The sequence below is a fragment of the Saccharothrix deserti genome, assembly GCF_009769385.1.
In the GTDB taxonomy this organism is placed as follows: Bacteria; Actinomycetota; Actinomycetes; order Mycobacteriales; family Pseudonocardiaceae; genus Actinosynnema; species Actinosynnema deserti.
In genome coordinates this window covers 50,441-65,676 of record NZ_VKAB01000048.1, presented here as the reverse complement: position 1 = coordinate 65,676, position 15,236 = coordinate 50,441, and the positions used below count along the sequence as shown (strand labels likewise).

Sequence of the window (15,236 nt, the reverse complement as noted above, 5' to 3'; positions counted from 1 at the left end):
TCACCAGAAAGGTGCTCCTGAACTGGTTCGGACATGACCCTCGACAAGTCATATCCTTGCAGCTCAGAGCACCTTTCTCCGTGATCGACACCCTTTCGCGCCGAAACACCGTGAAAGCAGCGGGCTAATGCGCAAGCTTTGATCGCTTGGGGGTTGAAGAGTGTATCCGGTTCGTCCAATCGCGTGCTTGCGCTCGCGCTCTTGGCTGGCGCTCCGGAAAGTTTGCGTGACGCTATCGTTCCGCCTGATTCGAAATGACAGATCTAACTTTCGTTGTAGTTTAAGACCGTGTCTCACGTGGCGGTTTTGGCGAGTCATTTGAAGCAGGTCAGCGCTGCCGCGAGGGTGAGGAAGCCGCAGTAGTTGTCGGCATGGCGTTCGTAGCGGGTGGTCAGGCGGCGGTGGCCGGTCAGCCAGGAGATCGTTCGTTCCGCGATCCAACGGTGCCGCCCGAGTCGGTCCGAGGAGTCGATGCCTTTACCGGCGATGCGCGGGACGATGCCGCGGTTGCGTAACCATCGGCGGAGTTCGTCGATGTCGTATGCCTTGTCCGCGTGGAGTTTCGCGGGCCGGAAGCGTCGTGGTCCGCGTCGCGACCGGATCGCCGGGACGGCCATGAGCATGGGCTTGAGTGCCTGGCTGTCGTGCAGGTCGGCCGCGGAGACGCCGACCGCCAACGGGAGTCCGGCCCGGTCGGACACCACGTGGATCTTCGATCCGGGCTTGCCCCTGTCGACCGGGTTCCGGCCGGTCATGGATCCCCCCTTTTCGCTCGGACCGCTGCGGCGTCCAGGATCGCCCGCGACCGGTCCACCCCCCCGGGAACCGAGTTCGTCGAGCACCGCGCGGTGCATCCGCGGCCACAACCCGGCCTCGGTCCACTGGGTGAACCGGCGGTGCGCGGTCGGCACGGTGACCCCGAAGGAGGGCGGCAACTCCCGCCGGCCGCAGCCACTGGTCAGCACATGGACGATCGCGGTGAACACCGCCCGGTCATCCACCGGCGCCGTGCCTCCACCCTGCGGGCGAGCAGCGAACTTCGGAATCAGCGGCTCCGTCAACGCCCACAACTCGTCAGGCGCCAACCGCAACGACAGACGATCAACCACGAACCAGGATCATGACATGTCCGTCAACGCCACATGAGACAAGGTCTTAGGCTGCTGCGGGTTCGTACTCGTTGATCAGACCGCCAAGGGTCGGTCGACGGTGTACCGACGTGTGGCTCGGCGTCGGAATCGGGTGCTCCGGTCGTGGTGGGGTGAGTTGTCGTGCTCGGTGGGTCTGCGGTGGTTGTAGTGGGCCACGTAGCGGTCCAGCACTGATCTCAGGTGGTGCTCGTTGATGACGAGCAACCGGTCAGTGGCTTCGCGTCTGATGGTGCCGACGAACCGATCGGCGTAGCAGTTGGCTCGTGGGCAGCGCGGTGGGATTTTCACGACCCGAACACCGGCGTCGGCGAGAACGGCATCGAATGAGGTGGTGAACTGTCCGGCCCGGTCGCGGATCAGGAACCGGAAGCGGTCGGTCCGGTCGTCGAGGTCCATCAGTAGATTGCGAGCTTGCTGGGTGGTCCATGGTCCGTCAGGGTTGGTGTGGTGCCGAGGATATGGACGTAGCGTGTGACGACCTCGATTGCAAAGAACACGTAGACGCGTTTGAGGGTGACGGCGCAGTCGATGTGGAAGAAGTCGCAGGCCACCATGCTTGTGGCCTGAGTACGCAGGAACCGCCGCCAGGAGGTTGTCGGTGTCGCGCTTGGGTGTGGGTGGTATCCGCAGGCGCTTGAGTACGCGGCGGACGGTTGATGCGGCTACTCGGTGGCCGAGCTTTAGCAGCTCTCCCTGGATCCGGCGGTAGCCCCAGCCGGGGTTCTCGCGGGCCCTCCGCTCGATCAACGCCACCACGATGTCGTCGATCGGCGGGCACCCTGTCCGGTTCGGGTAGGTCCACTTTCTGGCGACCAGGCGCCGGTGCCATCGCAGGATGGTGCCCCGGTGTCACCAACCGATGCTCACGCAGCAGTCGCGAGAGCCGGCGCGTCAACGCGGCGAGCACCGCGCGATTAGCCCAGTCCAACCGCGGGCGGGGATTGGTCCGGCGCAGCACGGCGACCTCGTGCCGCAGCACCAGCAACTCCACATCCTTCGTCGCAGACGACCGGCCGTGCAGGACCAACCAGCCGACGAGCCGGAGGAAGATCAGGTACAGCAGTCGCAACGCCATGACTGACGATCATGCTCCCATGGTGGGGATACGCGATCGCTGCAGGTGGGCGGCCCGTTGCAGAGTTCTGGCACCCCACAGGCACCCTGACACGTTGCCCGAGGGCGACCAGCCACGACTGAAAGCCGTGATGGAGCAGTGCCCGGAACTGCGGGCCGCCGCAGGCCACGTCCGCGCGTTCGGCGAGATGCTCACCGAGCTGCAAGGCCAATGCCTGCAGGGCTGGATCGCCGCCGTCCGAGCCGATGACTTAAGCAGACAACGGCAAGGGGGACGCCTGCACCACGGAAATCAACCTCACCGCCCATCCGAAACGTCACTGCGTCAAGCGGCTCGGGCACCGGCGCTGACGAGTGGCCTGACTTGCGAAAAATCAGGATCAAGCCAGTGTGGAAGCTGAGTTGTTGAGCCGAAACCAGCCGGTTGCCTGCATGATCGCGTAGCGGACATGCCCGACCGTCCAGGGCCGCGCCCTCGGCGCCCTGACGATCGTGAAGCCGCTGGATCCGCCTCGTCACCGTGGCGCGGAATTCACCGCCGCCTCGACGAGGGCGGCCAGTGGGCGGGAACGGGAGTCCTCCGGCCACGCGATCGCCAACGTCGACGTCGGGGCGTCGGTGACCGGGACGCCGATCAGGTCCGTGCGCAGGTGGTGCCGCGTCGACTCCGGCAGCAGTGCGATCGTGCGGCCCAGTGCGATCAGTTGCATCAGCTGGGCGGCGTCGCGGACCAGCGGGCCGCCGTTCGGTGGGAAGCCCGGCCAGTGGGGGAACTGTTCGCCGCTCAGGTCGGACATGGTCAGTGACTCGCGGGCAGCCAGGCGGTGCGTGCGGGGGAGTACGGCCACGTCCTGCTCGGTCAGCAGCTCCTCGTACGCGAAACCGTCCGCGTCGTCGTGGGGGAAGCGCAGCAGCGCCGCGTCCGCCTCACCCTCGCGCAACAGCACCGCCTGCTCTCCGATGCTGCAGATCCGCACCTCCACCTCGACCGACGCCGGGTCGGCCGCGTAGTGGGCCAGGATCTTCTCCAGCAGGCCGCCGTCGCTGATCGGTTTCGTCGCCAGGACCAGGCGCGGGCTGCCCGCTCGCTGGGCACGCCGTTCCGCGGCCGTCAGCGCTGTCAGCGCCCGCCTTCCCTCGTGCAGTAGGACTTCGCCCGCCGTGGTCAGCGCCACTGAGCGGCTCGTGCGGTCGAACAGCGTGACGCCGATCCTGCGTTCCAGCTGCTGGATCGTGCGGGACAGGGGTGGCTGTGCTATGCCCAGCCGCGTCGCCGCTCGGCCGAAGTGCAGCTCTTCCGCCACCGCGACGAAGTACCGCAGCTCCCGTGAATCCATACCTTCAGAGTATCCATATCCACCCAACCGATCTTGGACCCCGCGCTGACCAGTCACAACACTGGTGGCATGACCACAGCACTGGTGACCGGGGCCAACAAAGGGATCGGCCTCGAGATCGTGAAGCAGCTCATCGACCGCGGGCTGACCGTGTACCTCGGCGCGCGGGACCCCGAGAGAGGGGAGAAGGCCGCCGCCGACACCGGGGCGCGGTTCGTGCAACTCGACGTGACCGACCAGGCCTCGATCCGACGGGCCGCGGCGAGCCTCGACCGGCTCGACGTCCTCGTCAACAACGCGGGCATCACCGGCGGCCGGCTCAACGCCCCCGGCGAAGCCGACCTCGACAGCATCCGGGAAGTGTTCGAAACCAACGTTTTCGGCGCTATCGCCGTCACCGAAGCCGTGCTCCCGTTGTTGCGGGCGTCCGATCACGGCCGGATCGTCAACGTGTCCAGCATCACCGGCTCGCTCACCGGCATGATGACCAGCACATCACCCGTGACGCTGGCCTACGTGCCGTCCAAGACCGCCCTCAACGCCGTCACCGTCCTGTACGCCAAGACCGAACCGGGCCTCAAGGTCAACGCGGCCTGCCCCGGTTACTGCGCCACCGACCTCAACAACCACTCCGGGTACCGCACCGCCGCCCAGGGCGCCGGCATGGCGGTGACGCTGGCGACCCTGGACGACGACGGGCCTACCGGGGGCTTCTACGACGACGAAGGAACCATCGCCTGGTGAATCACGGCCAGCCGCCCGGTCGGTTCCGACAAGCGGACGGTCAGCGGGAAGTCGTTCCGCGTCGCGGCCTTTGTGGACGCAGTCCTGCTTCCCGGCCGGAGGCGCGGAACACAGGCACACTCGAACACCGGGGACCCGGCGGCCCGCCGGGTCCCGGCCTTGAGCGCATCGAGGAGTCGGGCGCTCGGCTTCAACTCGTCGATCGCCTGACGGCAGTGCGGACACGCCTCGGCGTGCCCGCGGAACTCGTCACGTTCCTGCGGGAGCAGGATCCCGAGCAGGTAACCGCCGACCGTGATGGTGTGCGGGCACGCGTGAGTCGTCATGGCTCCACCTCTGTCGATATTGGACGGTCTGTGGCGTGTCGGGGGGAGAGAAGTGGACGGGCGGCGATCGAGGCGGCAGACCGCCGCCCGTCCAGGAGCGGGAGCGCGGGTCTGCCGGTCGGGACGTCCTCCGATGCCTCCGGTCTGCTTCTGCCGACCCCCGGGTGCCGCGATGCGATACCTGAAGCGTCACCACCATCACTGAACGCAGCCGCACTGAACACTCGCGACATCCTGATCGATCCCCGGGCTCAACGGAACCTTGCCGCCATGTCGGATCCACACGGGATAATCCACAAGTTGGTGACTAACCGCTGACAGTCCGTTGAGGACAGACGACTGTGGTAGTGGTCGCGCCGAGGCGTTCGCGGACGTGCTCCTCGTAGACCCTGGTCGCCTCCTCCAGGAGGTCGTGGTGGTGCACGTGGGCGAGTGCCAGGTCGGCGCGATCAAGCCCACGGGGTCCAGGGCGAGGCCGTTCACGCGGATCACGATGTCGGAGTTGGCCAACAGGTGGCTCGCGAGACGCGCGGTGAGCTGGAGGGGAAGTCCTCGCGCAACAGCGCTGTGTTGGAACGGCCCTGTTCGGGGTGGATCACCACTCGCGCGCCGGTGGCTCCTCGGTGGGAACCGGGTCCTCGATCGATAACCCTTCCCAACTGTGCTGCTCCCCGACGATCTCGACCCCTGCTGTTGCTCGTACCGTCGGAGTTCGCGCTCACGCTGGTCCAGCGGGCATGTCCTCCGATGGAGTAGACGTAGAACCGTCCGACGCCCTTCTCGCCGTGCAACGCCCGCTTGTTGTTGACGGTGCGGCGGTTCGGCGACTGCTTCCACGAGTCGCCGAGGGACAGGAACGCCGACTCGGCCCGCTCGTGGCTCATGCCGTGGCCGTTGTCGGTCACGACGACCCGCGTGACGTACCGCGGCTCCCCGGGCCCGGCTGTGGTGGTCTCGGTGTCGATGTCGACCTGGTCGGCTTCGGCGTCGAGACCGTTCCACACCAACTCGCTGATCGCCTCCACCGCGCTGGCCTTGGTGTAGGTCTGTCTGCCCGGGAAGTCCCGCCCCGTGTGCACCTGTTTCCACACCATAGGAGCAGACAGTTACGAACTGCTGCACCCGAAGCGTGGCGACAAGTGAGCAAGGCGCGCACTCGCTCCGCCCGAGTCGCGTCTATCCGGTGGTGGGTGGACAGCAGGTCGCCGACCTCGGCACCGACAAGTACTTCCGCCTCGCCGCCGCGCTGGCCGATCCGCGGGCAAGTAAGACCTCGGAGCAGGGGAGGGAGACCTCCGGGCGCTGCCCGCTTCTTGTGAACGCTCACCACAGCCTGCCTCGCAGTCCAGCGGCCACATCTACCGTTGCAAACCATCCCTTGACGGTCGCAACTGTTAACGCTCACACTCCCCGGTTGTAAACGCTGGCATTTCCTACGGCGGTGGAACTCAGAGTGGAGCACCCCTCATGACGACAGCGCAGCGGTCGGTCGGAAGACCAGGCCGACGGTGGATCAGTGCCCTGGTGGCCGCGGCTCTGCCGGTCACCATCGGGGTCACGCTCTCCGCGGTGACCGCCCCCAGCGCGGGGGCTGTCGAAGGAGAGACCTGGGCGGACGATTTCGCCTCGACGACACTCCGGCCGGAGTGGGAGATCGTCAACGAGGACCTGGGCGCCTGGTCCCTCCTCGACGGATCCCTGCGGGTCACCGGCCAGACCGGTGACACCTACCAGGCGGTCAACACGGCGCGGAACGTGTTCATGGTCGACATCCCGGCGGGCGACTTCACCGCCGAGGTGACCGTGCGGGCCAAGGTCGCAAAGACCTACCAGGGCGCCGGGCTGATCGCCTGGCAGGACATGGACAACTACGTCCGCTCGGGCCTGACCTTCGTGGGCACCCTGGCCGCGTCCGGGATCGCGATCGAGAACGACATCGAGACCGCCGCCGCGTTCCGCGCCGAGCGGTTCGTCGACCGGCCGGGCTCGACCGGCGAGGCGCTGCAGCTGCAGCGGGTCGGCGACACCATCACCACCCGGTACAAGGACGTCTCCGGAGCGTGGGTGGACGCCTCGACGGTCACCGCCGGGTTCCAGACGACCCAGGTCGGCGTCTACGCCCTCGGCGCGCTCGACGGCACGACGCTCGACGCCGCGTTCGACGACTTCCGGGTCACCGCGGCCGCGGGCCGGGACATCCAGCCCGGCGGCACGTTCTCGATCAAGGACGCCTCGGGTGCTCACCTGGTCGAGACCGAGGCCGGACTGGCTCTCTCGCCCGAGCCGCCACTGTCCACCCTGGTGTTCACCGCGGCCGCCCAGGCCGACGGCACCGTCCACCTGCGCACCGCCGAGGGCGACCGTCCGGTCGTCGTCACCGACGGCCGCCTCGCGCTCGGCCAGACCGGCGGCGCGGCCTCGCCCGTGCGGCTGACCGACGCCGCGGGCGGCGAGCTCTTCCTGCGTGACGCCGAGGGCACCGGCTACGCGGGCGGCACGGGCCCGCTGGTGTTCGGCGACAAGGCCTCCGCCGTCCGCTTCAAGCTCGCCCAGGTCAGCACGTCCAACGCCGAGCTGGCCATCGACGGTGACGCGGCCGCCGCGCAGATCAGTGACACGATGTTCGGCATCTTCTACGAGGACATCAACTACGCCGCCGACGGAGGCCTCTACGCCGAGCTGGTGCGCAACCGCTCGTTCGAGTTCAACTCCTCGGACAACGCGAGCTTCACCGGCATGACCGGCTGGGAGGTCGTCAACGGCGGCGGCACGGCCCCGCAAGCGCTTGTCGTCAACGACGACACCCGGCTCAACGCCATGAACCGCAACCAATTCCGGCTGGTCGCCGACGGTCCCGGTGACGGTCTGCGCAACCTCGGCTACAACCGCGGCTTCGCGGTCAAGGCGGGCGCGAAGTACGACGCCTCGGTGTGGGCGCGGACCACGACCGCCCAGGACCTGGCCATCCGCCTGGTCAGCGCGGACGGCGCCGTCACCTACGCCGACGGCGCCGTGGCCGTCGACGGTTCGGACACCTGGAAGCAGTACCCGGTGACGCTGACCGGCACCGCCACGACCGACGCGGCCCGGCTGGTCGTCACCGCGGGCGCGGCCTCGGTGGTCGGCCTCGACATGATCTCGCTCATGCCGCAGGACCGCTGGGTCGGCCCGGTGAACGGCAAGTCGGTGCTGCGCAAGGACCTGGCCGAGAAGATCGCCGCGATGAAGCCGACGTTCCTGCGCTTCCCCGGCGGCTGTGTCACCAACGTCGGCACCTTCCGCACCTACGAGGAGAGCGGCTACACCGACCGACGCCGCACCTACCAGTGGAAGGAAACCATCGGCGCGGTCGAGGAGCGGCCGACCAACTGGAACTTCTGGGGCTACAACCAGTCCTACGGCATCGGCTACCTCGAGTACTTCAAGTTCGCCGAGGACCTCGGTGCCGAGCCGCTGCCCGTGGTGTCGGTCGGCGCCAACGGCTGCGGCAGCACCATCCCCGAGATGCGCGACCCGGAGATGATCGCCCGCTGGGTCGACGACACCCTCGACCTCATCGAGTTCGCCAACGGCGACGTCACCACCGAGTGGGGCGCCAAGCGGGCCGCGCTCGGCCACCCGGAGCCGTTCGGGCTGGAGATGATCGGCCTGGGCAACGAGGAGAACACCACGACCTTCGAGGCGAACTTCCCGGCCTTCCGGGACGCCATCGAGGCCCGGTACCCGGAGATCACCATCATCTCGAACTCCGGCCCGGACGACGCGGGCGCGCGGTTCGAGACCCTGTGGGACTACAACCGCCGCCAGAACGTCGACATGGTCGACGAGCACTACTACAACGACCCCGACTGGTTCCTGCTGAACAACCACCGCTACGACAGCTACGACCGCAACGGTCCCAAGGTGTTCCTGGGCGAGTACGCCTCGCGCGGCAACACGTTCTACAACGCCTTGGTCGAAGCGTCGTACATGACGGGTCTGCAGCGGAACGCCGACGTGGTCCGGTTGGCTTCCTACGCGCCGCTGCTGTCCAACGAGTCGCACGTGCAGTGGAACCCGGACGCGATCTGGTTCGACAACGACGAGTCCTGGAACACCCCCAACTGGGAGGTGCAGAAGATGTTCGGCAACAACGTCGGCGACGAGGTCGTGCCGAGCACCTTCAACGGCTCGGTCAACCAGTCGGTCGTCGACGGCGGCATCTTCCTGTCCACCTGGAACACCGCCGCCGCCTACGACAACGTTCGGGTCACCTCCAACGCCGACGGTGAGACGCTGTTCTCCGACGACTTCGCCAACGGCGACCAGTGGAACCCGGTTGCCGGCAGCTGGGGCGTCTCCAACGGCGAGTACGTCCAGTCGTCCGCCACGACCACCGACGCCCGCAGCATCATCGACGAGGCGTACACGAAGAACTGGACGAACTACACGCTGGAACTCGACGCCAAGAAGATCTCCGGCGCCGAGGGCTTCCTCATCGGGTTCGGCGCCAAGGGCACCAACGACTTCTACTGGTGGAACCTCGGCGGCTGGAACAACACCCGGTCGGTGCTGCAGAAGGCCTCCGGCGGCAGCGCGGTCGAGGTCAAGTCCGTCGAGGGCCACAGCGTGGACACCGGCGCGACCTACCGCGTGAAGGTCGTCGTCGCGGGCAACACCATCTCGCTGTACCTCAACGACCAGCTGCAGATGACCTACGAGTCCGGCGCGGACGAGAAGCTGTTCCAGGTCGTCACGCGGGACAAGGCGAGCGGCGACGTCGTGGCCAAGGTGGTCAACACCTCGGCCGAGACCGTCCGCACGCGGGTCACGGTCTCGGACGCGGGAGTGCTGCCCGACGGCGAGGTCACCCAGATGACCGGCGCGCCCGGCGACACCAACACCAAGGCCGACCCGACCAAGGTGGTGCCCGCGACCCGGCAGATCAGCGGGCTGTCGAACGACTTCAGCTACGACTTCCCCGCGCAGTCGATCACGTTCCTGCGGATGCACACGACAGACGGCGTCGCTCCGGTCGTCGATGACGTGACGCTGCAGGGCGCGACGGTCAACGGCTGGTACGGCGACCCGGTCACCGTGTCGGCGACCGCCACCGACAACCGTCGACTCGACCGGATCGAGTTCCGCGTCGACGGCGGCGCGTGGGTGTCGAACGCCGACGCCAAGGTCCAGGTCAGCGGCGACGGCCAGCACACCGTGGAGGTCCGCGCCGTGGACGCGGCGGGCAACGTCGGTGTGATCCGTCCCGTCACGTTCGGCATCGACAGCGTCGCGCCGGTCTCCAACGCCACTGTGGACACCGCGGCGCGCACCGTCGCGGTCCGTTCCGCGGACGCCGGAGTCGGGGTCGACCGGATCGAGACCCGGATCGGCACTGCCGACTGGCAGCAGTACACGGCTCCGGTCGTGGTCGGCGACGCCGAGACCGCAGTGCAGTTCCGCGCGGTCGACCGGCTGGGCAACGTCGAGGAGCCCGGAACCGTCGTGGTGCCCGCGAAGCAGGCGCAGCTGAAGTCGACCACGACGACGGTGTCGCCGTCGAAGCCGAGGGTCGAGCAGGGCACCGTCCTCCCGCTGACCGTGAAGGTCGGCAGCACATCCGGCGGCACGACGCCGACCGGCGAGATTCGAATCCTGGAGTCGTCCGTGCCCCTGGCAACAGCGACCTTGACCAACGGAACCGCCACGGTGTCGCTCGACACCAGCGGCCTGAGCGTCGGTGACCACACCCTCGTCGTGCGCTACCTCGGCGACGGCGGGCACAGCCCCTCGCAAACCAGCCTGGTCCTGCGGGTCACCAAGCCGACGAGAAGGTGATCGGGATGAAGATCGCCATGCGGAAGCGGACCACCCTCGCGCTGCTGGGTGCCGCACTCGTGGCGGGCGGGCTCACCGCCGCGCCCGCCCACGCCACCGAGCCGGTCGTGGCCTGGTACAAGCTGGGCACCGCGGCCGCCGACTCGTCGGCCGACGACGGCACCGCGCAGGGCGCGGTGGACGCCGTCACGCTGACCGACGCCGACGGCGTCCGGGGAAACCTCACCCTTCCCCGGACCGGCGCCTACGGTGCGACGCTGGCGTGGCAGTCGAGCAACGAGAGCGTCGTGACCGGCACCGGCGAGATCACCCGGCCCGCGCATGGCAGCGAGCCGGTGACGGTGAACCTGACCGTCACCGCCACGCTGGGCGGCGGCACGGCGACCCGCACGATCCCGGTCACCGTGCTCCCGATGCCCGCTCCGGCGACCCACGAGGCGTACTTCTTCCCGTACTTCGTCGGTGAGAGCACCGAGGACGGCGAGAAGATCTACTTCGCCGCGTCGAAGGGGAACGACCCGCTGTCCTGGGACGAGTTGAACAACGGCAGCCCCGTGCTCACCTCTACCATGGGCGAGCGGGGCCTGCGCGACCCGTTCCTCATCCGGTCGCACGAGGGCGACAAGTTCTACCTGCTGGCGACCGACCTCAAGATCTTCGGTGGCAACAACTTCAGCGAGGCGCAGGAGTCCGGCAGCAAGCACCTGATGGTGTGGGAGTCCACCGACCTGGTGCACTGGTCGGAGCAGCGGATGATCAAGGTGTCGTCGGACTTCGCGGGCAACACCTGGGCACCCGAGGCGTTCTACGACGAGGCGTCGGGCAACTACGTCGTCTACTGGGCGTCGAACCTCTACCCGACGACCGACGTGGCCTCCCGCGACTTCCGGACCTCCTACAACCGGATGATGTACGCGACCACGCGCGACTTCCGCACGTTCAGCGAGGCGAAGCCGTGGGTGGACGTCAAGCGGGGCACCGGTCTCGGCATGATCGACGCGACCGTGGTGCGCGACGGCGACACCTTCTACCGGTTCATCAAGGACGAGGCGTCCATGACGGTCCGGCAGGAGAAGTCGACCGACCTGATGGCCCCGGTCACCGGGACGCTGCCGACCACGACGTCCTCGCCGTGGTCCCTGGTCCGCGAGCGCATCGGCGTCGGCCAGCCCAACCCGTGGGGCGGGACGTTCACCGGCGGCGAGGGCCCGACGGTGTTCCGCGACAACGTGGTGCCCGGGCGCTGGCACATGTTGATCGACCAGCCGAGCTACCACGGCGGTCAGGGGTACATGGCGTTCCGGACCGATGACATCGCCTCGGGTGTCTGGACGGCGGTTCCGGACTCGGCGCTGCCGCGCAGCCCGCGGCACGGCACGGTCATCCCGATCAGCCAGGCCGAGCTGGACGCGCTCCGCGCGGCGATGCAGCCGAACCTGCTGGCCAAGTCGGTCGCGTCGGTGTCGGTGCGGACCCGTGAGGGTGTGGCTCCGTCGCTGCCGTCCACTGTGGACGTCACCTACGCGGACGGCTCGACCCGTGCGACCGCGGTCGACTGGGCCGACGTGGACCCGTCGCAGTACGAGTCGTGGGGTTCGTTCCAGGTCGAAGGCACGTTCGTGGGCCAGGCCGTCCGCGCGACGGTGACGGTGATCGTGACCGACAGCCTGGACCCGACGGTGTCGTTGAGCACGACGCCTGCTTCGCCGACCGGCGACTGGTTCACGGTTCCGGTCGAGGCGAAGGCCACGGCCACCGACGAGACCGGCGTGCAGTCCATCGAGATCGCCGTGGACGGCGGCTGGCGGACCACTGACGTGGTGACGCTGACCGACGGCAGGCACACCGTGCAGGCCCGGGCGACGGACATCACCGGGAACGTGTCGAGCCCGGTGACCCGCGAGGTCAACGTCGACACGCAGGCGCCGGTCAGCCGGGCTTCGTGGAACGACACGGCCCGGTCCGTGTCCATCGCGGCCGCGGACGACACCTCCGGCGTCGCGCGGGTCGAGTACCAGGTGGGCGACTCGGCCTGGACGACGTACACCTCGCCGCTGCCCTTCGGCGATGTCGCCACGACGGTGCGGTACCGGGCCGTCGACCACGCGGGCCACGTCGAGGAGATCAACACGATCTCCGTGCCGCGCGAGACCCTCGACCCGAGCACGACGACCGCCACCCTCAACCGGGACGCGGTCAAGCTGGGCGGCTACGCCTCCGCCCTGGTCGAGGTGAAGGGTGGCCCGTTCACCCCGACGGGCACCGTCCGGATCATCTCCGGCGGTGACCTCGAAGTGGGCCGCGCGACCCTGGTGGACGGACGCGCCACCGTCGCCATCGACACCGCCACCCTCGGCGTCGGCAAGTGGCAGCTGACCGTGGTCTACGACGGCGACGCCAACCACGGCCCGTCAACGACGACGGTTGTCCTGAAGGTCAACAAGCGCTAGTGCCTGCGAAGCGGTCGTCCCGACATCTGTCGGGACGACCGCTTCTTCCTTGTCGGAGCACGTCATCGGAGCACGTCGAAGACCGCGGGCTGGTCCGGGCCGATCGCCAGGTGGAGCACTGTGCTTGCCGAAAATGTCATCCGTGCAGGTCAGGCAGCATGGTGGTACTCGTTGAGGTGCCGCCCAACCGCTGCTGTCGGCGGATGTCGAGCTGGGCGAGTCCTGTTTGATCGGTGGCGGGTTGTGTCGGTGGGTGTTGTAGAACTGCTCGTACTCGCGCAGGGCGTGGAGTAGGTGTCGCCGGTTCCAGATGGGTGTGCGGTCGAGGAGTTCGTGGCGGCAGGTCTGGACTTACGCCGTGGATGTGGCAATAGCCCCAGGTGGGTCCTCGCGTGCCAGGCGCAGCACCAGAAGTCGGATCCGGCGAAGCGCCTCCGTCGGCAGCCGGTGCAGCCGACGCCGCCGCGGACCGCGACCGCACCCACGAGCACTTCGAGCCCTTGTCCTCCGTACGCCGTCAACCTGCGTGGATAGGGTTATCGGCAGGGTCAACGTGCATTGACGTCCCTCTCAGCGGAAGTCTGCCGCGTGGTCCACCGCCCACTCCCGGAAGGATCGGGCCGGGGTGCCCGTGATGCGCTCCACCTCATCGTTGACCGGCTCCGGGTTGTCGAGCATCTCCGCCTGAGCCGGCAACACGGCCTCCGCCAGCTCTGCCGGGTAGCCTGCGGCCTTCATCTGCTCGATGGCCTCGTCCAGTGCGACCTCCTCGAACCGCACCGGCCGCCCGATCGCCTCGCTGATCAGCGCCACCTGCCGTTCCTGGGTGACCAGTTCGAGGCCGGTGATCAAGGGGCGGGCGCCGAGCAGGGTGTCGGTCGTCAGCGCCTGAACGGCGACCGCGGCCATGTCCGCCTCGTGGATCAGCGGGCGGGCCAGCCTTGCCAGCGGCGCCCGTACCGCACCGGTGGTGCGGACCTCCTCCGCCCAGGCCAGCGTGTTGCTCGCGAACCCGGTGGGTCGCAGCGCCGTCCACTCCAGGCCCGATGCCTCGATCAGCCGCTCCAGTTCCGTGTGGAACATGGTGATCGCCTCGCCCGGCTCCTCCTTCTCGCTGCCGACCCCGGCGGAGGACAGGTACACCACCCGTCGGGCGCGTTTGCCGATCGCGTCGATCACGTCCGACGCGCCCTCGGCGCTCAGGAACGGCCACACCAGGAAGACCGAATCGACGCCCTCCAGAGCCGTGTCCAGCGACGCGGGATCACCGAGATCGCCGCGTACCGCCTGCACACCCTCCGGGAAGTCCGCCTCCCGTCTCACCAGCGCCCGCACGGGCACGCCCGCCGCGTGCAGTCGGGTCACCACCGCGCCGCCGACCTTTCCAGTCGCGCCGGTCACCAGGATCCTGGACCGTGCCATCGGAATCTCCTCGTCTCGCCGTTCGATGACACGACTCTCCTACCTCAACCATGGTCGAGGTCAAGCGCCGGTCGGCCGGAGCGGCCGTCAGGCCGTGGCGGGACCGTTGCAGGCCAAGCAGATCGTGCCGCGGATCGGTCTGCCGGCGACCACGGCGAAGATCGAGGGGACCTGGGGCAAACTGAAGCGCCTGGTCGAGCGGGGCCGGCTGGAGGAGCAGGCTCCGGGCCGGTTGGTCCTGGCCGCCCGCGGCCGGGCGAGAAACGGCCCGTGGCCCGGTGACCAAGGGGCTCTTCTCCGTAGCTTCGAGGGTGCCGCGACCACATCGCATCCATCCGAAGAGCCCGATGGAACCCTACGACGCCTTGCCCGAGCCTGATCCGTACTCCGTCTCCCGCAGTGCCTTCAAGTCCCTGGTCCGGACGCTGGCCGGCGCCTCGTGCGGGCAACTCGCGCGGGTGACCGGCCCGGAAGGTGCGCCGCGCCCCCGGCGGGAGACGGGCATCGCGGGTGGCTGACCTGCGTGTCCCGGCCCGGTGCGGGTGACCCGCCTGGCCCATCGGGATCCGGGCGTGTGCAATGTCCACCCGGCGGACGCTGCTCTGTCGCTGCCCGCGGGTCGGCACTCCAGGGGACTGGCCCGCCTCGCGGCCCTGGAAGCCGCCAGTGGTTCCTACGACCAGGCCGCGGCCGCGATCACCCGATCTACCCCAGCCCTGACCAGCAGAGTTACCGACTCACCGCTTGATCTCGACCGTCACTCCAGAGGATCCGCACCCATGTCGATCTGACGCGCCGCCGACGTTGTGACGTGCCAATGGGTCGCGGTCACGTGCTCTTGGCCGGTGCCGGGACGTCGGCGGTTGTGATCAGACAGAACGGCGAGTCTGTCCGCTTTGAAGGTGTGACGGGCGT

Annotated in this window: 9 protein-coding genes and 1 pseudogene; 4 read left to right on the top strand and 6 right to left on the bottom strand. The window is 68.3% G+C overall.

Annotated elements, in window-relative coordinates; translation table 11 throughout:
- Positions 1–314 precede the first annotated feature (314 nt).
- The 3 genes from FM051_RS43495 to FM051_RS43485 all read right to left on the bottom strand — a co-directional run bounded on the left by FM051_RS43495 (position 315) and on the right by FM051_RS43485 (position 3,562).
- Positions 315–1,109 (bottom strand): IS5 family transposase, encoded by a 795-nt coding sequence (locus FM051_RS43495; RefSeq protein ID WP_238413084.1) that lies wholly within the window; start codon positions 1,107–1,109, stop codon positions 315–317.
- Positions 1,110–1,184: 75 nt separating this feature from the next.
- Positions 1,185–1,547: an integrase core domain-containing protein gene (locus FM051_RS51040; protein ID WP_238413083.1), complete on the bottom strand. Its 363-nt coding sequence runs from the start codon at positions 1,545–1,547 to the stop codon at positions 1,185–1,187.
- Between the two features lie 1,193 nt (positions 1,548–2,740).
- On the bottom strand, positions 2,741–3,562 hold the full coding sequence (locus FM051_RS43485; RefSeq protein ID WP_158852950.1) for a LysR family transcriptional regulator: 822 nt from the start codon (positions 3,560–3,562) through the stop codon (positions 2,741–2,743).
- Positions 3,563–3,631: 69 nt separating this feature from the next.
- On the opposite strand from FM051_RS43485, the gene FM051_RS43480 reads away from it, so the two are divergent.
- Complete coding sequence (locus FM051_RS43480; protein WP_158852949.1) at positions 3,632–4,306, top strand: SDR family oxidoreductase; 675 nt, start codon at positions 3,632–3,634, stop codon at positions 4,304–4,306.
- Here the strand turns inward: FM051_RS43480 and FM051_RS43475 are convergent.
- On the bottom strand, positions 4,276–4,632 hold the full coding sequence (locus tag FM051_RS43475; protein ID WP_158852948.1) for a zf-HC2 domain-containing protein: 357 nt from the start codon (positions 4,630–4,632) through the stop codon (positions 4,276–4,278). The genes FM051_RS43480 and FM051_RS43475 overlap by 31 nt on opposite strands.
- 488 nt (positions 4,633–5,120) lie before the next feature.
- Positions 5,121–5,711 carry an ATP-binding protein gene (locus FM051_RS43470; protein ID WP_158852947.1) on the bottom strand — a complete coding sequence of 197 codons (591 nt, stop codon included), beginning with the start codon at positions 5,709–5,711 and terminating at the stop codon, positions 5,121–5,123.
- Positions 5,712–6,201: 490 nt separating this feature from the next.
- Here FM051_RS43470 and FM051_RS43465 point away from each other — a divergent pair, with 490 nt between their 5' ends.
- Positions 6,202–10,449: an alpha-L-arabinofuranosidase C-terminal domain-containing protein gene (locus FM051_RS43465; protein ID WP_158852946.1), complete on the top strand. Its 4,248-nt coding sequence runs from the start codon at positions 6,202–6,204 to the stop codon at positions 10,447–10,449.
- 5 nt (positions 10,450–10,454) lie between these two features.
- A complete protein-coding gene (locus FM051_RS43460; RefSeq protein WP_158852945.1) occupies positions 10,455–12,899 on the top strand; it encodes an OmpL47-type beta-barrel domain-containing protein in 2,445 nt (814 codons plus the stop codon).
- Between the two features lie 570 nt (positions 12,900–13,469).
- Here FM051_RS43460 and FM051_RS43455 read toward each other — a convergent pair.
- Positions 13,470–14,321 (bottom strand): NAD(P)H-binding protein, encoded by an 852-nt coding sequence (locus tag FM051_RS43455; protein ID WP_158852944.1) that lies wholly within the window; start codon positions 14,319–14,321, stop codon positions 13,470–13,472.
- A 347-nt stretch (positions 14,322–14,668) separates the two neighbouring features.
- On the opposite strand from FM051_RS43455, the pseudogene FM051_RS52560 reads away from it, so the two are divergent.
- Positions 14,669–15,025, top strand: a pseudogene (locus FM051_RS52560) (ISKra4 family transposase); the annotation flags it as partial.
- Positions 15,026–15,236 lie beyond the last annotated feature (211 nt).

Coding starts and splice junctions, on each gene's coding strand:
- FM051_RS43460 (WP_158852945.1), top strand. CDS start 10,455: ATGAAGATCGCCATGCGGAAGCGGACCACCCTCGCGCTGCTGGGTGCC.
- FM051_RS51040 (WP_238413083.1), bottom strand. CDS start 1,547: ATGGACCTCGACGACCGGACCGACCGCTTCCGGTTCCTGATCCGCGAC.
- FM051_RS43475 (WP_158852948.1), bottom strand. CDS start 4,632: ATGACGACTCACGCGTGCCCGCACACCATCACGGTCGGCGGTTACCTG.
- FM051_RS43455 (WP_158852944.1), bottom strand. CDS start 14,321: ATGGCACGGTCCAGGATCCTGGTGACCGGCGCGACTGGAAAGGTCGGC.
- FM051_RS43485 (WP_158852950.1), bottom strand. CDS start 3,562: ATGGATTCACGGGAGCTGCGGTACTTCGTCGCGGTGGCGGAAGAGCTG.
- FM051_RS43480 (WP_158852949.1), top strand. CDS start 3,632: ATGACCACAGCACTGGTGACCGGGGCCAACAAAGGGATCGGCCTCGAG.